The sequence below is a fragment of the Paraburkholderia ginsengiterrae genome (genome assembly GCF_001645125.1).
GTDB classification, from domain to species: domain Bacteria; phylum Pseudomonadota; class Gammaproteobacteria; order Burkholderiales; family Burkholderiaceae; genus Paraburkholderia; species Paraburkholderia ginsengiterrae.
On the sequence record NZ_LXKA01000187.1, the window covers coordinates 17,392 to 36,830 of the forward strand.

The 19,439-nt window shown below is 62.9% G+C and carries 17 protein-coding genes and 1 tRNA gene; 15 read left to right on the forward strand and 3 right to left on the reverse strand.

From position 1 onward, the window contains the following. The first annotated feature begins 81 nt into the window (after positions 1-81). The 12 genes from A6V37_RS14370 to nagZ all read left to right on the forward strand — a co-directional run bounded on the left by A6V37_RS14370 (position 82) and on the right by nagZ (position 12,069). Positions 82-711 carry a sigma-E factor negative regulatory protein gene (locus tag A6V37_RS14370; RefSeq protein ID WP_064268897.1) on the forward strand — a complete coding sequence of 210 codons (630 nt, stop codon included), beginning with the start codon at positions 82-84 and terminating at the stop codon, positions 709-711. Between the two features lie 4 nt (positions 712-715). Then, positions 716-1,759 (forward strand): MucB/RseB C-terminal domain-containing protein, encoded by a 1,044-nt coding sequence (locus tag A6V37_RS14375; RefSeq protein WP_064268896.1) that lies wholly within the window; start codon positions 716-718, stop codon positions 1,757-1,759. A gap of 35 nt (positions 1,760-1,794) precedes the next feature. Further along, complete coding sequence (locus A6V37_RS14380; RefSeq protein WP_064268449.1) at positions 1,795-3,321, forward strand: DegQ family serine endoprotease; 1,527 nt, start codon at positions 1,795-1,797, stop codon at positions 3,319-3,321. Next, positions 3,318-3,581, forward strand: coding sequence for a glutaredoxin family protein (locus A6V37_RS14385; protein WP_064268448.1), 264 nt, complete (start codon positions 3,318-3,320; stop codon positions 3,579-3,581). The genes A6V37_RS14380 and A6V37_RS14385 overlap by 4 nt, the downstream gene beginning before the upstream one ends. Before the next feature lie 227 nt (positions 3,582-3,808). Beyond that, positions 3,809-5,602, forward strand: a complete 1,794-nt coding sequence (gene lepA, locus A6V37_RS14390; RefSeq protein ID WP_064268447.1) for a translation elongation factor 4 — start codon at positions 3,809-3,811, stop codon at positions 5,600-5,602. An 18-nt stretch (positions 5,603-5,620) separates the two neighbouring features. Next, entirely contained in the window at positions 5,621-6,514 is an 894-nt protein-coding gene (gene lepB / locus A6V37_RS14395; RefSeq protein WP_064268446.1) for a signal peptidase I, read from the forward strand. Positions 6,515-6,688: 174 nt separating this feature from the next. Further along, complete coding sequence (gene rnc, locus A6V37_RS14400) at positions 6,689-7,906, forward strand: ribonuclease III (RefSeq protein ID WP_075643488.1); 1,218 nt, start codon at positions 6,689-6,691, stop codon at positions 7,904-7,906. 54 nt (positions 7,907-7,960) lie between these two features. Then, complete coding sequence (gene era, locus A6V37_RS14405) at positions 7,961-8,860, forward strand: GTPase Era (protein WP_064268444.1); 900 nt, start codon at positions 7,961-7,963, stop codon at positions 8,858-8,860. Next, a complete protein-coding gene (recO, locus tag A6V37_RS14410) occupies positions 8,847-9,752 on the forward strand; it encodes a DNA repair protein RecO (protein WP_064268443.1) in 906 nt (301 codons plus the stop codon). Before era ends, recO begins: the two co-directional genes overlap by 14 nt. Beyond that, positions 9,749-10,513, forward strand: coding sequence for a pyridoxine 5'-phosphate synthase (gene pdxJ / locus A6V37_RS14415; protein ID WP_064268442.1), 765 nt, complete (start codon positions 9,749-9,751; stop codon positions 10,511-10,513). The genes recO and pdxJ overlap by 4 nt, the downstream gene beginning before the upstream one ends. A gap of 16 nt (positions 10,514-10,529) precedes the next feature. Beyond that, entirely contained in the window at positions 10,530-10,970 is a 441-nt protein-coding gene (acpS, locus tag A6V37_RS14420; RefSeq protein ID WP_064286078.1) for a holo-ACP synthase, read from the forward strand. Between the two features lie 70 nt (positions 10,971-11,040). After that, entirely contained in the window at positions 11,041-12,069 is a 1,029-nt protein-coding gene (gene nagZ, locus A6V37_RS14425; RefSeq protein ID WP_064268440.1) for a beta-N-acetylhexosaminidase, read from the forward strand. A gap of 17 nt (positions 12,070-12,086) precedes the next feature. Here the strand turns inward: nagZ and A6V37_RS14430 are convergent, their stop codons facing one another. The 3 genes from A6V37_RS14430 to earP all read right to left on the reverse strand — a co-directional run bounded on the left by A6V37_RS14430 (position 12,087) and on the right by earP (position 16,072). Then, on the reverse strand, positions 12,087-13,469 hold the full coding sequence (locus A6V37_RS14430) for a sigma-54-dependent transcriptional regulator (RefSeq protein WP_064268439.1): 1,383 nt from the start codon (positions 13,467-13,469) through the stop codon (positions 12,087-12,089). A 543-nt stretch (positions 13,470-14,012) separates the two neighbouring features. After that, entirely contained in the window at positions 14,013-14,570 is a 558-nt protein-coding gene (efp, locus tag A6V37_RS14435) for an elongation factor P (protein WP_012433870.1), read from the reverse strand. A gap of 308 nt (positions 14,571-14,878) precedes the next feature. Beyond that, positions 14,879-16,072 (reverse strand): elongation factor P maturation arginine rhamnosyltransferase EarP, encoded by a 1,194-nt coding sequence (gene earP, locus A6V37_RS14440; protein WP_064286100.1) that lies wholly within the window; start codon positions 16,070-16,072, stop codon positions 14,879-14,881. A gap of 165 nt (positions 16,073-16,237) precedes the next feature. On the opposite strand from earP, the gene uvrC reads away from it, so the two are divergent. The 3 genes from uvrC (at position 16,238) to A6V37_RS14455 (ending at position 19,435) form a co-directional block, all read left to right on the forward strand. Next, entirely contained in the window at positions 16,238-18,418 is a 2,181-nt protein-coding gene (uvrC, locus tag A6V37_RS14445; protein WP_064286079.1) for an excinuclease ABC subunit UvrC, read from the forward strand. 133 nt (positions 18,419-18,551) lie between these two features. After that, entirely contained in the window at positions 18,552-19,145 is a 594-nt protein-coding gene (gene pgsA / locus A6V37_RS14450; protein WP_064268437.1) for a CDP-diacylglycerol--glycerol-3-phosphate 3-phosphatidyltransferase, read from the forward strand. A gap of 214 nt (positions 19,146-19,359) precedes the next feature. Continuing rightward, a tRNA-Gly gene (locus A6V37_RS14455) sits at positions 19,360-19,435 on the forward strand. Positions 19,436-19,439 lie beyond the last annotated feature (4 nt).

Genomic DNA, 19,439 nt, shown 5'->3' on the forward strand with positions numbered 1-19,439 from the left:
CACCAGCCGGCCGAGCGGGGCGCGGGTGCAATATCTGGATTAGTGGTGTCACTACGGGGTATTTGTAAGATGGGGAGCATCATGGGGTCGGTCTCGATGCAATCGCAAGCCAGCTCGCGCGGCGAGCGTCTGTCCGCTTTTGTCGACGGCGAGTTGTTCGGCGAAGAGCATCTGAATCTGGACACGTTTTTTTCCGAACTGAACGGCGAAGATCGCGCCGCCTGGTCGAGCTATCACCTGATCGGCGACGCTTTGCGTTCCGACGATCTGGCGGTCAGCCCGGCGGCGAGCAGCGCCTTCCTGAGCGGTTTTGTCGCGCGCTTCGAGAGCGAGCCGCATGTGCTGGCGCCTGCCGCCATGCCGGTTGCGCGCCGTCTGCTGGCGCTGCGCCGCCGTGTCTTGCCGGCCTTTGCCGTGGCTGCCGCTGCCGCCACGCTGACGTGGATCGTCGTGCCGCAACTGCAAGGTGTGCCGGGCGGCCCGGGCGCGCAGTTGGCGTCGGTCCAGTCGCATGGCGACGCAATGCAACGCGTGGCCATGGCCTCGGTGCCGGCAGCTACGCTCCAGCCGGTCGCGCAAGACGCCAACATCATTCGTGACGCCAGTCTCGACCAGTATCTGGAAGCTCACCAGCAATTCGCGCAGCAACCGGTCATGCCCGGTTCGATGCCGCTGATCCGCGCTGCCGCTGTTACTACGCAAGGCCAATAGTTTGATGCAGACTCCGCGGTTGAATAAAACGACTATCTGGGGGCGGTTGCCGGCATTCCTGTTCTGCGCAGCCGTATTGTTAGCCGCCACACCGCGGGTCTTCGCGCAAACCAACGATCCGCTCGTCGCCCATCGCACGGCCGCGGATCTGCTTGATCGCATCCACCAGGCCGCGCAGCAGCAGAACTACGAGGGTGCGTTCGTCTATCAGCGTGGCAATTTTGTTCAGACGTCGCGGATCGCGCACTATGCGACCCGCACGGATGGCGAGTTCGAGCAGCTTGAAAGCCTCGACGGCAAGCCACGCAAAATGCTGCGTCATAACGACGAACTCTACACGTTCGTGCCGGAGCGGCATCTGTGCGTCGTCGAGAAACGTCAGAACAAAGACTCGTTCCCGGCGTTGCTGGCGGTGAGTGGCGAGCAGGTGCTGTCGGTCTACGAGCCCAAACTGCTCGGCGACGACCGCGTTGCCGGCGTCGACAGCCAGGTGATCGAGCTCGATCCGAAAGACGCGTATCGCTTCGCCTACAAGCTGTGGGCCGACAAGAAAACCGGCCTGTTGTTGCGTGCGCAGACGCTCGACCCGAATGGCCAGGTGCTCGAGCAGCTGTCGTTTTCCCAGATTCGCATCGGCGTGCCGGTCGACAAGACTGGTATCGTCAACGGTATTCGTAATACGGCAGGCTGGACGGTAGTGCGTCCGCCGGTCGAGCCGGTCGATATGGCCGCGCAAGGCTGGCAAATCACGCCCACCGTGCCGGGCTTCCGCATGATTCGCGAGTTACGCCGTCCCATGGCCGCGCGTGACGCGGGCCAGCCGACCATTCCGGTGGACCAGGCCGTGTTCTCCGATGGTCTTGCGGCCATTTCGGTGTTCGTCGAGCCGGTCGAGAACAACACGCGCAAGGAAGGCGCGGGCAGCAGCGGCGCCACGCACGTGCTCGTCAAGCGTCGGGGCGACTTCTGGATTACTTTGCTTGGTGAAGTGCCCCAGAGCACATTGCAGCAATTTGCGTCTGCCATAGAATATAAAGCTCCGAAGTAATCCTCCGAATCCTGTATCCCTCGGCTTGCTACGATATGACGACTTTCTCGGTGCGCAAATTCCTCGCGGCCGCGGTGGTGGTGGCATGTTTGCCACTTTTGCCGCATACGGCATCGGCGGCGCCCGCTGCCAGTCTGCCCGACTTCACTGACCTGGTCGACAAGGTCGGCCCGGCGGTCGTCAACATTCGCACGACTACTCGCGTGTCGAGCAGCGGTGCCCGCGGCGGCTTGCCGCCGGGCATGGACGAAGGCGACATGTCGGAGTTTTTCCGCCGCTTCTTCGGCATTCCGTTGCCGCAGTCGCCGCAATCGCCGGGAACCCCGCGCGGTGGTGATAACGGCGGAAGCGGTGGAAGCGGTGGAAGCGGCGGCAGCCAGGACACGCCGGATAACGGCGATTCCGAACAGAACAGTGGCGTGGGCTCCGGCTTTATCCTGTCGGCGGACGGTTACGTCATGACCAACGCGCACGTCATCGACGACGCGGACACGATCTACGTCACGCTCACCGACAAGCGCGAATTCAAGGCAAAACTGATCGGCGTGGATGATCGCACCGACGTTGCAGTCGTGAAGATCAGCGCCGCCAATCTGCCCACCATCACGATCGGCGATTCGAACAAGGTTCGCGTGGGCGAGTGGGTGGTCGCGATCGGCTCGCCGTTCGGTCTCGAGAACACGGTGACGGCTGGCATCGTCAGCGCCAAGGGGCGCGACACCGGAGACTATCTGCCGTTTATCCAGACCGACGTGGCGGTGAATCCGGGCAATTCGGGTGGTCCGCTGATCAACATGCAGGGCGAGGTGATCGGCATCAACTCGCAAATCTATAGCCGTACCGGCGGTTTCATGGGCATCTCGTTCGCGATTCCGATTGACGAAGCGATGCGCGTGGCCGACCAGCTGAAGGCGTCGGGCAAGGTCGTGCGTGGCCGGATCGCCGTGGCGATCGGCGAAGTGACGAAAGACGTGGCCGATTCGCTCGGTCTGCCCAAGGCCCAGGGCGCGCTGGTCAGCAGCGTCGAGCCGGGTGGTCCGGCCGACAAAGCCGGCGTGCAGCCAGGCGACATCATTCTGAAGTTCAACGGTCATTCGGTCGATACGGCGACAGATTTGCCGCGTATGGTCGGCGACACGAAACCGGGCACCAAGTCGACGATCACGATTTGGCGCAAGGGTCAGACGAGCGATCTGCCGGTGACGATTGCCGAGATGCAGCCGGACAAGACCGCCAAGGCGGATCAGAAGAAGCCGCAGCCGCCCAAGCAGCGTGCCACGAATGCGCTGGGTGTGGCCGTCAGCGACATTCCTGCTGATCAGATGAAGGCATTGAAGCTGCACAATGGCGTGCAGGTCGACGCCGTGGACGGCCCGGCAGCGCGCGTCGGCCTGCAAAAGGGCGACATCATCCTGCGAGTGGGCGACACCGATATCACGAGTGCCAAGCAGTTCGACGACGTGAGCTCGCATCTCGACCCACAGAAAATGGCCGCGTTGCTGGTTCGCCGTGGCGAGAACACGCAGTTCGTGCCGATTCGCCCGCGTAGCACCCAGAAATGACCATGGCGGCGCCGCTCACGCTCTACGGGCGCGCGTGGTGCCACCTCTGCGATGACATGCGCGCGGCGCTCGAGCCTTTTCTGGCCGAGTTCGGCGCGCAGGTCGAAGTGATCGACGTCGACACCGATCCGGTGCTGGAAGCCCGGTATAACGAATGGGTGCCGGTTCTGGTCTGCGACGGCGTCGAACTGTGTCACTATCATCTCGACGTCGCGCGGGTTCGCGCCGCGCTCGCCGCGCGTGTTGCGGCGGCACCGTGAGCTTGTTCGGGCTTACGCGCACAGAGCAGATGCCACGCCGTACGCCCTGAGTTTTATCCTGGGTTTATCCCGGGTTTTACCCCTTTTCCGAGCCGTCTTTTCAACCCGCGCTTCGTAAGATCCGCCGGGGGATAGCCTTTTCGGCTAAAATAGATAGGTTTTTCACCTACTTACAAGGCGTGCTCCGCTATTGTCCGAGCGCGCCTTTTTCGCTTGATCGGTACTGAATGGATCATATTCGTAACTTCTCGATCATTGCGCACATCGACCATGGCAAGTCGACGCTCGCCGATCGCATCATCCAGATCTGCGGCGGCTTGTCCGATCGCGAGATGGAGTCCCAGGTGCTCGACTCGATGGATCTCGAGCGCGAGCGCGGCATTACCATCAAGGCACAAACCGCCGCATTGACGTACAAGGCCCGTGACGGCCAGGTTTACAACCTGAACATGATCGACACGCCGGGGCACGTTGACTTCTCCTACGAAGTCAGCCGCTCGCTGTCCGCCTGCGAAGGCGCGCTACTGGTGGTCGACGCGAGCCAGGGCGTGGAGGCACAGACCGTTGCCAACTGCTACACGGCAATCGAACTCGGCGTCGACGTGATTCCTGTGCTCAACAAGATCGACCTGCCGGCCGCGAACCCTGAGAACGCGATCGCGGAGATCGAAGACGTGATCGGCATCGACGCAACGGATGCGACGCATTGCAGCGCGAAGACCGGCTTGGGCGTCGAAGACGTGCTCGAGGCGTTGATCGCCAAAGTGCCGCCGCCCAAGGGCGATCCGGAAGCGCCGCTGCAGGCGCTGATCATCGACTCGTGGTTCGACAACTACGTCGGCGTCGTGATGCTGGTGCGTATCGTCAACGGCACGCTGCGTCCGAAAGACAAGATCCGCATGATGGCGACCGGCGCGCAATATCCGGTCGAACATATCGGCGTGTTCACGCCGAAGTCGAAGAATCTCGAGTCGCTGTCGGCTGGGCAGGTGGGCTTCATTATCGCTGGCATCAAGGAATTGGCCGCGGCGAAAGTGGGCGACACCGTCACGCTGGTGAACCGTCCGGCCCCCGAGCCTTTGCCCGGCTTCAAGGAAGTGAAGCCGCAGGTGTTCGCCGGCCTTTATCCGGTCGAAGCGAACCAATACGATGCGCTGCGTGACTCGCTGGAAAAGCTGAAGCTGAACGACGCCTCGTTGATGTACGAGCCGGAAGTGTCACAGGCGCTCGGCTTCGGTTTCCGTTGCGGCTTCCTCGGGCTGTTGCACATGGAAATCGTGCAGGAACGTCTCGAGCGCGAGTTCGACATGGACCTGATCACCACGGCGCCTACCGTGGTGTACGAAGTCCTGCAGCGTGACGGCACGACCCTCATGGTCGAGAATCCGGCCAAGATGCCGGAGCCGTCGAAGATCGAAGAAGTGCGCGAGCCGATCGTCACCGTGAACCTGTACATGCCGCAAGACTATGTCGGCTCGGTGATCACGCTGTGTACGCAAAAGCGCGGCACGCAGATCAACATGCAGTATCACGGCCGCCAGGTGCAGTTGACCTATGAAATCCCGATGGGCGAAGTCGTGCTCGATTTCTTCGATCGTTTGAAGTCGATATCGCGAGGCTACGCGTCGATGGATTACGAGTTCAAGGAATATCGCGCGGCGGATGTCGTGAAGGTCGACATGTTGATCAACGGCGACAAGGTCGACGCGCTGTCGGTCATCGTGCACCGTTCGCAAAGCCAGTATCGCGGCCGCGAAGTGGCGGCGAAGATGCGCGAACTGATTCCGCGCCAGATGTACGACGTCGCGATTCAGGCCACTATCGGCGCGAACATTATCGCGCGCGAAAACATTAAAGCGTTGCGTAAGAACGTGCTGGCAAAATGCTACGGCGGCGATATTTCACGTAAGAAGAAGCTGCTCGAAAAGCAAAAGGCAGGTAAGAAGCGAATGAAGCAGGTGGGCTCGGTCGAGATTCCGCAAGAGGCTTTCCTCGCGATTCTGCGTGTCGAAGACAAATAAGACGAACAACGGAACCCTATGAATTTTGCGCTGATTCTTTTTGTGCTCGTTATTTTGACGGGCGTCGCATGGGTCGCAGACAAACTGGTTTTCATGCCGCAACGGCGCCGCGCGGCGGATGCCGTGGTCGCCGAGTTCGACCGTCAGCAGGCACGCGTCGGTGAGCGCTTCGCCGACGAAAACGCGGCGCAAACGCGCGCCCGCCTGCGCGATGACAAGCTGCGCCAGCCGTGGTGGCTCGAATATTCGGCGAGCTTTTTCCCCGTGATTCTGGTGGTGTTCGTGGTGCGCTCGTTCGTGGTCGAGCCGTTCAAGATTCCTTCGGGTTCGATGGTGCCGACGCTGCTGGTCGGTGACTTCATTCTCGTCAATAAATTCGACTACGGCATCCGCCTGCCGATCACCAATACGAAAATCACCGAAGGCCGTGCGCTTCAGCGTGGCGACGTGGTGGTGTTCCGTTACCCGAAAGACGAATCGGTCGACTACATCAAGCGCGTGATCGGCCTGCCGGGCGACACCGTCGCGTATCAGGACAAGCAGCTGACCATCAACGGCAAGCCGGTGCCGGAAACGCCGCTGCCCGATTATCTCGACGAAGAGCGTCTTGGCTACGCGAAGCAGTTCGAAGAAAATCTCGACGGCCGCAAGAACGCGATTCTGAACAATCCTGCTGTGCCGCCGTTCATCGTCGGTGCGGAAGATTATCCGTATCGCGACAACTGCACGTACAACGCACGCGGCGTGATCTGCAAGGTGCCGCCGGGCAACTACTTCATGATGGGCGACAACCGCGATAACAGCGCGGACAGCCGTTACTGGGGTTTTGCGCCGGACAAGAATATTGTCGGCCGCGCGTTCTTCATCTGGATGAACTTCAGCAATCTGAAACGCATCGGCTCATTCAACTGAGTTCGCGTGCGTTGATTGCACGACACGCCGCGCGGTTGGCCCTGCATCGGTCAAGTCAGTCGCGGCGTGTTATCACGCTACATTAAGATCCCGCGGTAACGTCGCTTCACCACGCTTTTTCCGCTAGCCGCCCCGCGTTTTCGCCGGGTCAGGCGCCCGCGTTATACTCTGCCCATGCCCCAATCTCCGTTGGAAAGCCGTTTGCGCTACGAATTTCGCAATGCGGAATTATTGCGCCAGGCTTTAACACACCGCAGTCATAGTTCCACGCATAACGAACGGCTCGAGTTTCTTGGCGATTCCGTTCTAAATTGCGCGGTGGCTGCGCTTTTGTTCCAACGTTTCGGAAAGCTGGACGAGGGGGATCTGTCGCGCGTGCGCGCCAATCTGGTCAAGCAGCAATCCCTGTACGAAATCGCTCAGGCCCTTAATATTTCAGAGGGCCTGCGGCTGGGCGAAGGCGAGTTGCGCAGCGGCGGCTTCCGCCGGCCCTCAATCCTGGCTGATACGCTCGAAGCGGTGCTTGGCGCAGTGTTCCTCGACGGCGGTTTCGAAGCCGCCCAGACGGTCATTAAGCGCCTTTACGTGCCAATTCTTGACCACATCGACCCGCGCACACTCGGCAAAGACGCCAAAACGCTGCTGCAGGAATATCTGCAGGGCCACAAGATCGCATTGCCCACCTACACTGTGGTCGCAACGCATGGTGCGGCGCACAATCAGCAATTCGAAGTCGAATGCACGGTGCCGAAGCTGGAGGTGAAAGTGTCCGGCTCCGGCGCGAGCCGTCGTGCGGCGGAACAGGCGGCCGCCAAGAAGGCACTCGATGAGGTCATGGCCGCCGCGCCCGCGGTGGTCGCCAAGCCCAAGCGCTCGAAGGGCGCCCGCGCGGCGAAGCACGTCGAGCCGGAGATCGTCCCCGGCGTGACCGGCGTGCAGGCCGCGCTGGATTTGCGCAGCCCTGACCGCAAGACCGAACGCGGCGCGGTGCGCGGCGAGTCCCGCGCGGCCGCCGCTGCGGAACCGGCTGCCGAACGTCCTGTACCGGCCCCCGCGGCCGCGCCGTTGGCGGTGATTCGCGCTGCGCACGTCGAATACAGCGGACAGGACAAAGCGGAGCGCGCCGAAAAGGCCGACCGGGCGGACAAGGCGATTGCTCATACGGGCGACAGATCCGCCGACAAAGCCGCTACGGACAAGCCGGCCGAACGATCGGACGCCAAACCCGCCGACCCCCGGCCCGAAACCGCCGTCCGCGGTGCCGACAAACATCGCAACCGCGAGGCCTCCGCCGCTCCAGCCGTATCCGCACCGAGCGCGGCGGCACCCACCGAACACGAACCCGGCGTAGCCGACGCGGTGCAAACGCGCGTCGCCGACGCGGGCCATTGATTGCCCTCGGCGCGCCATCCCCGCGTGCCGACCTGAACCTGCCGTAGCCCGAATATGAACGCTCCCACTCCAACTGGTTTCCGCTGCGGCATGGTCGCGATCGTCGGTCGCCCCAATGTCGGCAAGTCCACGCTGATGAACGCGCTGGTCGGCCAGAAAGTCAGTATCACGTCGCGCAAGGCGCAGACCACGCGCCACCGCATCACCGGCATTCATACGCTGGAAGACTCGCAGTACATCTTCGTCGACACGCCGGGTTTCCAGACCAAGCATAGCGGTGCGCTGAACCGCTCGCTCAATCGAGCGGTCACGTCCACGCTGACTTCGGTGGACGCGATTCTGTTCGTGATCGAAGCCGGCCGTTTCGGCGCGGACGACCAGCAGGTGCTCGACCTGATTCCGCCTTCGGTGCCCACGCTGCTGATCGCCAACAAGCTCGATCGCGTGTCGGATAAGGATTCGCTGTTTCCGTTCATGCAGAAGATCAGCGCGCTGCGCCAGTTCAGCGAGATCGTGCCGTTGTCGGCCAAGAATGCCGACGACATCAAACGCCTGATGGCGACCGTCAAGCCATTCCTGCCGGAAGGCGCGCCGATCTATGGCGAAGACGACCTGACCGATCGCAGCGAGCGCTTCCTCGCCGCGGAAATCCTGCGTGAAAAAGTGTTCCGCTGGACCGGCGACGAGCTGCCGTACACGAGCACCGTGCTGATCGACAAGTTCGAAACGGAAGGGCGTCTGCGCCGCATTTTCGCGACCATCATGGTCGACCGCGACATGCACAAGGCGATGATCATCGGCCAGAAGGGCGCCAAGCTGAAGCAGATCAGCACGGAAGCGCGCCTCGATATGGAGAAGCTGTTCGACGGTCCGGTGTACCTGGAAACCTTCATCAAGGTGAAGAGCGGCTGGGCCGACAACGAAGCTGGACTTCGTGCGTATGGGTACGAATGAAGCGTGGATGACGCTGAATTCCGACGCCGACCCGGACGACCCGGAGCCGGACGCGCCGGCGCGCGAGCCGTCCAAACCCGCTCGTAGTACCAGAAAATCCTCCCGTCAAAATGTGCAGGGCGCCGACGGCGAGCCGCATCAGGCGCCGGCGCGCCGCGCACCGCGCGCGTCCGCGTCGGTCTATCGGATCGCGGAGCAGCCTGCCTTCGTTCTCCATAGTTATCCGTATCGCGAGACCAGCCTGATCATCGACGTGCTCTCGCGCGATCACGGCCGTCTCGCGCTCGTCGCGAAGGGCGCTAAACGTCCGCACTCCGCGCTGCGCGGCGTGTTGCAGACGTTCCAGCCGCTCGCGCTGTCGTGGTCGGGCAAATCCGAAATGCGCACGCTGACCGGCGCAGAATGGGTCGGCGGCATGTTGCCGTTGGCGGGCGACGCGCTGTTGTGCGGTTTCTATGTCAATGAACTGCTGGTCAAATTCTGCGCGCGCGAAGACCCGCATCCTCAGCTGTTCCATCACTACGTCGTCACGATGACGCGTCTCGCGCACGACGAGCCGCCCGTGCAGGTGCTGCGTTCGTTCGAGCGTGTGCTGCTGCGCGAAACCGGTTATGCGATGGCGCTGGATCGCACGGTCGCGCGCAAAGCGGTGGTGGCGGCGGGGCGCTATGTGTTCGATCCGGAGCGCGGCGTGCGCGAGGCGTCCGACGATCTGCCCGCGCAATGGCCGGTCGTCTCCGGACAAACCTTGCTCGACATGGAGCAGGACGATTACCATCGAACGCAGACTGTGGCGCAAAGCAAAACGCTGATGCGCTTTCTGCTCAACACTTACCTTGGCGGCACGCCGCTCGCGACGCGCCAGATCCTGATCGACTTGCAGAACCTATGAGCTTCTTTCTTACGTCGCCGAATGTGATTGACCTGGGCGTGAATATCGATCACGTCGCCACGCTGCGCAACGCGCGCGGCACCTCTTACCCCGATCCGATCCGCGCCGCGCTGATGGCCGAAGAGGCCGGCGCCGACGTCATCACGCTGCATCTGCGTGAAGACCGCCGCCATATCGTCGACGCGGACGTGCGCAAGCTGCGGCCGCTCCTCAAGACGCGCATGAACCTCGAATGCGCGGTGACGCAGGAGATGCTCGACATCGCGTGCGAAGTGCAGCCGCATGACGTGTGTCTCGTGCCGGAAAAGCGCCAGGAATTGACAACGGAAGGCGGGCTGGATGTCGCCGGCCAGTTCGAAGCGGTGCGCGCCGCGTGCAAGCAACTCGCCGACGCGAACTCGCGCGTGTCGCTCTTCATCGACCCGGACGAAACGCAAATCCGCGCAGCGCATGAAGCCGGCGCGCCGGTGATCGAATTGCACACCGGCCGTTACGCCGAAGCCCACGATCCCGCCGAACAGCAGCGCGAATTCGAGCGCGTGGTGCGCGCGGTCGAATTCGGCGCGACGCTCGGCATCAAGGTCAACGCGGGTCACGGCCTGCACTACACCAACGTCCAGCAGATTGCCGCCATCGAGGGCATCGTCGAGCTGAACATCGGCCACGCGATCGTCGCGCATGCGATCTTCGCGGGCTGGGACAACGCGGTGCGCGAGATGAAGGCGATCATGGTCGCCGCGCGTCTCGGCGCGCGCGCGTAACTCGGAAGCCTCGCGCATGGCGATCTACGGCATTGGTACGGACATCGTTCAGGTCAGCCGCGTGGCCGCGGTCATGACGCGCACCAACGGCCGCTTCGCCGAGAAGGTGCTCGGCCCGGACGAGCTGCGCGTGTATCACGCTCGTCAGGCGCGCTCCGCGGCGCGCGGTCTCGCGTTCCTCGCCACGCGCTTCTCGGCCAAAGAAGCGTTCTCGAAGGCAATCGGCCTGGGCATGCGCTGGCCGATGACCTGGCGCGCCCTGCAAACGCTCAACCAGCCAAGCGGCGAGCCGATGGTGGTCGCTTCGGGCGAGCTGGCCGAATGGCTTAACGCGCGCGGCATCACGGCGCGCGTGACGATCACCGACGAGCGCGACTACGCGGTGTCGTTCGTGATCGCTGAAATAGGGCAGAAGGACGAGCTCGACGCCCGCCGCGCGCGCGGCGCCACTGAATAAAAAACTCCTTGAACGCGGCCTATGTAGGCCGTGTCTCTCTTTGCTCCACGTTTTTTTCTAGCAGAATTCGATGAAACTCATTCCCGGACCGGTCATGCTCGACGTCGTCGGCAAAACGCTGAACGACGACGACCGACGCCGCCTTGCTCATCCCATGACTGGCGGCGTGATCCTGTTCGCGCGCCACTACGAAAGCCGTGCGCAACTGATCGCGCTCACCGACTCGATTCGCGCGGTCCGCGACGACCTGCTGATTGCCGTCGACCACGAAGGCGGGCGCGTGCAGCGCTTTCGCACTGACGGTTTCACGGTTCTGCCCGCCATGGGCAAGCTGGGCGCGTTGTGGGACAGCGACGTGTTGCACGCCACGAAGGTGACGACGGCGGTCGGCTATATCCTCGCGGCCGAGTTGCGCGCGTGCGGCATCGACATGAGTTTCACGCCGGTGCTCGATCTGAACTACGGACAGTCGCAAGTGATCGGCGACCGTTCGTTTCACCGCGATCCGCGCGTGGTGACCCTGCTCGCGAAGAGCCTGAACCACGGGCTCGCGCTGGCCGGCATGAGCAATTGCGGCAAGCACTTTCCGGGGCACGGATTCGCGCAGGCGGATTCGCACGTCGCCATGCCGGTCGATGATCGTTCACTCGAAGAAATCCTGCGCGACGACGTGGCGCCGTATGACTGGCTCGACTTGACGCTCGGTTCGGTGATTCCGGCGCACGTGATTTATCCGAAGGTCGATTCGAAGCCGGCGGGTTTTTCGCGCGTCTGGCTGCAGGAGATTCTGCGCAACAAGCTGCGTTTCGAAGGCGCTATTTTCAGCGACGACCTCTCGATGGAAGCCGCGCGCCAGGGCGGCACGCTGGCCGAAGGCGCCGCCGCCGCCTTGCAGGCCGGCTGCGACATGGTGCTGATCTGCAATCAGCCGGACGAGGCGGAGAAAGTGCTGGATGCGCTGCGCTTCATGCCGTCGAAGGAATCGCAGCGGCGTTTGAGGCGCATGCGGCCGCGCGGCAAGGCGCTGAAATGGAGCAGGCTGGTCGCCGAGCCCCAATATCTGCAAGCGCAGGCCTTGCTGCGCAGCGCGTTTGCGTAAGCCGCGCGAGCGGCGGCTCAGTTCAGCCGCATGCGTTGCAGCTTGTTGTAGAGCGTCTTCGGACTGATCCCCAGCAGCGACGCCGCCCGGTGGCGTGTACCGCCGACCGCATCGAGCGTCGCGCGAATCAGCATTTCCTCGACGTCCGCGAGCGGCGTGCCGACGGTCACCTGCACGCGGCTGCCGTTCAGGTCGAGGCCGTTCGCCGAGCCCGCTTCGTCGGCGCGCAGCGATTCCACTACGTCGCCCGAAGCGTGATACGCGCGCCGCACGCGCTCCTGCAACTCGCGCACATTGCCGGGCCAGTCATACGTGAGACACTCGCGCAAAAAGTTCGGCCCAACCTGTTTGGTGGTCTCCGAGGCACCGCGCGCCGCGGCTTCCTGATTCAGGTCGTCGATAATCGACTGGGCGATCAGCGCCGGATCGTCGCCGCGCTCGCGCAAGGGCGGCAGTGTCACCGCAGCGGCTTCAAGACGTACCGTCAGATCTTCGTGCAGGCTGCCGTCGGCCACCGCCGCGCGCGGAACCTTGCGCGTCGAGGCAATGAGCCGGAAGTCCGTCACCACCTGACTCGTCCCGCCAACGCGCATGAAAGTCTGCGAATCGAGCGCACGCAACAGCGCTTCCTGCTGAGGGCGTGGCAACTCGGCGATTTCATCGATGAACAGCGTGCCGCCGCTCGCCTGCTCGAACAGGCCCGGTTCGCGCTGCTCGGCCCCGTTGAACGCGCCCCGTTCGTGACCGAACAGGAGGCTGTCGAGCGAGCGTTGCGCCGCCACGCTGTTCGCGGTCCGGCAGTCGAACGCGATGAATGGGCCTTTGCGGCGCCGGCTCATATCGTGCATCGTGCGTGCCGCCATCTGCTTGCCGGTGCCGGCTTCGCCCGAAATCAGCACGGCGGCCTCAGTAGGCGCGAGACGTTCGACCGTGTCGTAGACATGCTGGATCGCGCCGCTGCGGCCGAGCATCGAACCGAAGCGGCCGAGCTGGCGCAGCGACGCGCGCAGCGTCTGCACTTCTTCGGTCAGTTCGTATGGCCGTGGAATGCGCGCGAGCAGGCTGCGCAAGCGCGGAATGTTGACCGGCTTCAGGAGGTAGTCCCAGATGCCGTGGCGCAATCCTTCAATTGCGCTTTCCACCGTGGCATTGCCGGTCATCACGATGACGGGCAAGGCGCCGCCTGGCGGATGGGCGGGTAAATGCTGCAACAGATCGAGTCCGCTGCCGTCCGGCAGATTCAGGTCGACCAGCACGACGTCGGGAATAAAGCGCGTCAGTGCGGCTCTGGCCTCGGCAATCGTGGTCGCCGTATCGACGGAGAAACCGTCGGCGGCGAGGATGGCGGACAGGCCGGACAGGCTATTGGGGTCGTCTTCAACAATCAGGGCGTGTGGCATGGCGAGCGCAATCTTCTAGATGGATGGAATGCCTGGTGCGCAAAGCTAAGACGCTGGCGCAAGGTGGCACTTCGACACGCGTGGTTGGTCCGTTGGTCCTATGTGTAACATTGCGAAGCCCTCCTGACGCTTGGATGCGTCGGCAGGCGTCTGTATTTCCTTCACTCGGTTTGTCAGAAATCCCGGTTGCTATCGAGGCAACGCGGCCCCCGGTTTGCCGGTCATCTGCTTCCACTTGCCTTCACCAACGTCCTGGTTCGCGCGGCATCCGGGGTCTTGAAGAAAATAAAGTCGCACCGCTCTATCTCGAAAAGCAGCAGGGACCGTGCCAGGATGATTTACTTAAGCTTATCAATGGTTTGTTGCTTGCAACTCGGGAAAGCAGAGGCTGCGGGGTGGAAATATCGAGAACATTACCGGTAAAGTTTTCCTCAACCATACACGGTGGCACAGAAAAGAAAAAGCGCCCAATTTGGGCGCTTTTTCTTTTCTTTATTTTCGCAACGCCGCGATTGCGGCGCCGGGATCTGGCGAGCAGGGCGCTTAAGCGCGGCTGCGGTACTCGTGCGTGCGCGTGTCGATTTCGATCTTGTCGCCGATGTTGCAGAAAAGCGGCACTTGCAATTCGAAGCCGGTGTTCAGCTTGGCGTTCTTCAACACCTTGCCCGACGACGTGTCGCCCTTCACAGCCGGTTCCGTGTAGATGATTTCGCGGACCAGCGTGGTCGGCAGTTCGACCGAGATGGCCTTCTCGTTGTAGAACACGACTTCGCAAGCCATGCCGTCTTCGAGGTAATGGAGGGCGTCGCCCATCATTTCGCCTTCGACTTCGAACTGGTTGTAGTCGGCGTCCATGAACACGTACATCGGGTCGGCGAAGTACGAGTACGTCACTTCCTTGCGTTCCAGCACGACGACGTCGAACTTGTCATCAGCCTTGTACACGCTTTCCATGCCTGCGCCGGTCAGCAGGTTCTTGAACTTCATCTTGACGACGGCGGAGTTGCGGCCCGATTTGTTGTATTCGGCCTTCTGCACAACCATTGCGTCTGCGCCGATCATCACGACGTTGCCGGTGCGGAGTTCCTGTGCGGTCTTCATAAAACTGTCCTGTACGAAATAAGTAGCTTCAACTTTGTGCTCAACGGCATACGGCGCAAGCGGCCCAGCAGTCCGTTACCTGCTCTTTACCCTGTGCGGGCGTGTACACGAGTGGCGCCGACCCGCAGCATACGTCCCTGATTTCGACATTTCCGCCACTCACGCGCTGACGTAGGGATATGTCTCGCATCTTTCGATGCCGGGCCGGCTGGCGGGCCCAGCAAATGCGCAAGTGCGTGCACGTGCATTAACCAGGTTCCGCCGCTGCGATCGGGCCGCGCTTGCGTCGTCGGCCGTTGGATAACCGCTTATTTTAACTGAGTTTTTGCGAACAAGGCCAGATTTCCGGCGAGGTCGCCCACCTGGGCCAGTTCGCCGGCCCATTCGGCCGCGCGTTGCTTCAGCGCCGGGTAGTGACCCTTGAATTCCGCCCAGTCAGGGCGGCCGCCGCCGTTCCAGGCGTGCCAGAAGCGTGCGAGGGCGTCGCGCGCGTCGGCGGGCAGAGTGCGGGCGTAGGCGGCGAGCGCGGCGTCGAGCTTTGGCAGATGGGCGTCGTCGGCTTGCGGGTAGATGTGCCAGACGAACGGTTTGGCGGCCCATTGAGCGCGCACGAACGAATCTTCACCGCGTACGAAATTGATGTCGCTGGCCCACAGCAGCGCGTCGTACCCGGGCTGCTCGGTAAAGGCGAGGGCATGGGCGGTGAGGCTTCCGCGCTCGGCGTGCGCGCCCGCGGCAAACGAAGGCACACCGAAAAAGCGCGCGACCGCACCTGAAATGCGGCCTTCCGGCACCAGCAGCACGATCGGGCCGGGGCTGTCGCGCCACTGTTCGAGCAGGCTGTCGACGGCGGGGTTTTCGTAGGCGAACAGCGAGATGACGGTCGCTTCGGCCGGCGGCATCGCCCGGCCGGTGGTTGTCCGCCACCAGGCATCACGGGCTGCCTGCGATGCGGCGAAAGCGGTCCGCGCGCCGTCGAGGTGCTGTTCCTTCAGCACGCCGCCGGTTCCAGGGCCGAGCCCGGGGAAAAAGAACGTCTTCGTGAGCGGGTAGCGTGGATGCGGCGACGGCCGCAGATGAAAATCCGCGACCCAGTCTTCGGCGCTCAGATATTCGAGGTTGAACCATACCGGCGCGCGTTCGCGCCGCGCCATGGCGGCGACGTAGATGGGCGGCAGTTCGCAGGCGAATGCCTCGATGACGACATCGGCCACGTGAAGCGTATCGCCGGCATGCTCCGGTTCGTGCCAGTGTTCGACGACGATGCCGTCTACCGTCTGACGTGCCCGATCGGGCGCCAGCGACGGGCACAGCCTCTGGAACGCGTGCAGGTCGTCGACGAACAGCCGCACCTGCCAACCGTGTTCGCTCGCGAGCTGGCGCGCGAGCCGCCAGCACACGCCGATGTCGCCAAAGTTGTCGATCACCGCGCAGAAAATATCGCAGGCAAGTGCCGAGGGCGTTGCGGCGGTTTGGTCGGAACGGGGCGTAGCGGAAGACATGGTGGCCTGATTCGTGGCAGCGCGGGTCGAACGCACGCGGAATGTTCTAAACTGGCGATTCTAAAGCACTCGTTCACGATTGCGCGAGTGGCGGACTCCGGTTCGCGCCGGCGCGCGGCACGCGGGGCAAGGCTTCGCGAGACTGTCCTATCTAACCGATTCTGCATGACCGAACCCGAAGCAACAGCCACTTTCGAGCCGAAAAAAGTGCTCGCCCAACTGCCGCATCTGCCCGGCGTCTATCGTTACTACGATACGAACGGCGCGGTGCTCTACGTGGGCAAGGCCCGCGATCTCAAGAAGCGCGTCTCGAGCTACTTCACCAAGACGCTGCTCTCGCCGCGTATCGCGATGATGGTGACGCGCATTGCGCGCATCGAGACGACTGTCACGCGTTCCGAGGCCGAAGCGCTGCTGCTTGAGAACAACCTGATCAAGGCGCTCGCGCCGCGTTACAACATTCTGTTTCGCGACGACAAGTCGTATCCGTATCTCAAGCTGACCGGTCATAAGTTTCCGCGCATGGCGTATTACCGCGGTGCGGTGGATCGCAAGAACCAGTACTTCGGTCCGTTTCCGAGTGCATGGGCGGTGCGCGAGAGCATCCAGATCCTGCAGCGCGTGTTCCAGTTGCGCACCTGCGAAGACTCCGTCTTCAACAACCGCACGCGGCCCTGTCTGCTGCATCAGATTGGGCGCTGCGCGGCGCCGTGCGTCGCGGCCATCAGCGAAGAGGATTACGCGCGCGATGTCGCCAACGCGTCGCGCTTTCTGCTCGGACGCCAGGGCGAAGTGATGAAGGAGCTGGAGCAGAAGATGCACGCGTTCGCGGGCGAGCTGAAGTTCGAACAGGCCGCGGCGGTGCGCAACCAGATGAGCTCGCTGTCGACGGTGCTGCATCAGCAGGCCATCGAAGTCGGCAGCGACAGCGACGTCGATATTCTCGCGGTGGTCGCGCTTGGCGGGCGCGTGTGTGTGAATCTCGCGATGGTGCGCGGCGGGCGGCATCTGGGCGACAAAGCCTATTTCCCGGCGCATGTGGAAAGCGCGTTGACCGCGGACGAGGGCGGGCTGGAAGAGGGCGGCGAGGCGCCGGCCGATGTCGGTCCCGGGTCGCTCTCGGACGAAACGGCGCAGGGCGAAACGCAAGCCGCCGATGCCGCGATCGCCACAGACCTGCCGCTGGAAGACGAAGAAGACGACGCCATCGAAGCCGGTTCCGCAGACGCACCCGAACCGGCTGACGAGGCCGGCTCAGGCTCCGAACCCGCGAAGCAGCGCAAAGGCCGGGCAAGCGGCGGAATCGAGGCCGAAGTTCTGGAAGCATTCATTGCCCAGCATTACCTCGGCAATCGCGTGCCGCCGGTGCTGGTGGTCAGCCACGCGCCGGCCTCGCGCGAACTGGTCGACGTGCTGATCGAGCAGGCCGGGCACAAGGTGACCGTGCTGCGTCAGCCGCAAGGACAGCGCCGCGCGTGGCTCGCCATGGCCGAGCAGAACGCACGGCTTGCGCTCGCACGCCTGCTCTCGGAGCAAGGTTCGCAGCAGGCCCGCACGCGCGCGCTCACCGACACGCTCGGCATGGATTCCGACGATCTCGCTCATCTGCGCATTGAGTGCTTCGACATCAGCCATACGATGGGCGAGGCGACGCAGGCGTCGTGCGTGGTGTATCACCATCACAAGATGCAGTCGTCGGAGTACCGCCGCTACAACATCGCCGGCATTACGCCCGGCGACGATTACGCCGCCATGCGCCAGGTGCTCACGCGCCGCTACGAGAAGATGGTCGAGCAAGCCGCCGCGAACGCTGCAGACGAAGCCGCTCAAATGCAAAGCGATGCGGCCGCGGACCCTTCGCTCGCGGCGGATGCCGCTGAGCCTGCGGCGGCAGGCGGCATTTTGCCGACCATCGTATTGATCGACGGTGGCAAGGGTCAGGTCGAAATCGCGCGCCAGGTGTTCACTGAACTGGGTCTCGATACCGGCATGCTGGTCGGCGTCGCAAAGGGCGAGGGCCGCAAGGTCGGCCTCGAAACGCTGATTTTCGCCGACGGCCGCGCGCCGCTCGAACTAGGCAAGGAAAGCGCCGCGCTGATGCTGGTCGCGCAGATTCGCGACGAAGCGCACCGTTTCGCGATCACCGGCATGCGCGCGAAGCGTGGCAAGACGCGCCAGACCTCGCGGCTCGAGGAGCTCGAAGGGGTGGGCGCGAAGCGGCGCCAGCGGCTGCTGGCGCGCTTCGGCGGACTGCGTGGCGTGGTTGCCGCGAGTGTGGAGGATCTGGCGAGTGTCGAAGGCATTTCGCAGGCGCTCGCCGAGCAGATCTACCGGCAATTGCACTGATGGCGGTGGAGCGGGTTAGCCGCTCCACCGCGCGTGAGCGGCGCCGGCGCCGGGCCCCGCGCGCCGCTTCGCTTGTGGCGGGCTTTGTGACACGGCACAATTGCAACTCCCTTGTCAGACGCTGCGCTTGCCCATGCCGTTTAATTTCCCGATTTTCCTGACTTGGCTGCGGATTGTTCTGATTCCGCTCGTGGTCGGCGTGTTTTATTTGCCTGACATGATGATGAGCCCCGCGCACCGCAATCTGGCCGCTGCGACGATCTTCATTCTGGCAGCGCTGACCGACTGGTTCGACGGCTATCTGGCGCGCAAATGGAATCAGACCTCGGCGTTCGGCGCGTTTCTCGATCCGGTCGCCGACAAGCTGATGGTCACCGCCGCGTTGCTGGTGCTCGTGCAACTCACCCGTATCGATTCGGCCATCGCGCTCGTGATCGTCGGACGTGAGATTGCCATTTCGGCGTTGCGCGAGTGGATGGCGCAGATCGGCGCGTCGAAGAGCGTCGCGGTGAATTCGCTCGGCAAGTTCAAGACCGCGTGTCAGATGGTGGCGATTCCGATGCTGCTGCTCTACGGCCCGGTGCACTTCGGCGGCGGTGTGGTGATCGACACGCGCGTATGGGGGCTGTGGCTCATCTATCTGGCCGCGTTCCTGACCATCTGGTCGATGCTCTACTACATGAAGCTCGCGTGGCCGCAGATCCGCGAGCGGGGTGGCGTGGCCTGATTTCTCTCTGTGTTGGGGCTGGCGGACGCGTGTCGACACGCGCTGAAGCATGAGTGAAATCTGTTCGTTCAAAGAGATTCGCAAAAGGGGTTGACACGTTTCAGTCGTTTCTCCATAATCTCGTTTCTCCGATGCGCGCAGTTCAGAACGTCGGAAGCAGTAAAGAGCAGTTGCAGTAACAAGGCGGCAGTTAGCAGGTCAAAAGCAGCACAATGCGGGAGTAGCTCAGTTGGTAGAGCGCAACCTTGCCAAGGTTGAGGTCGCGAGTTCGAGCCTCGTCTCCCGCTCCAAATT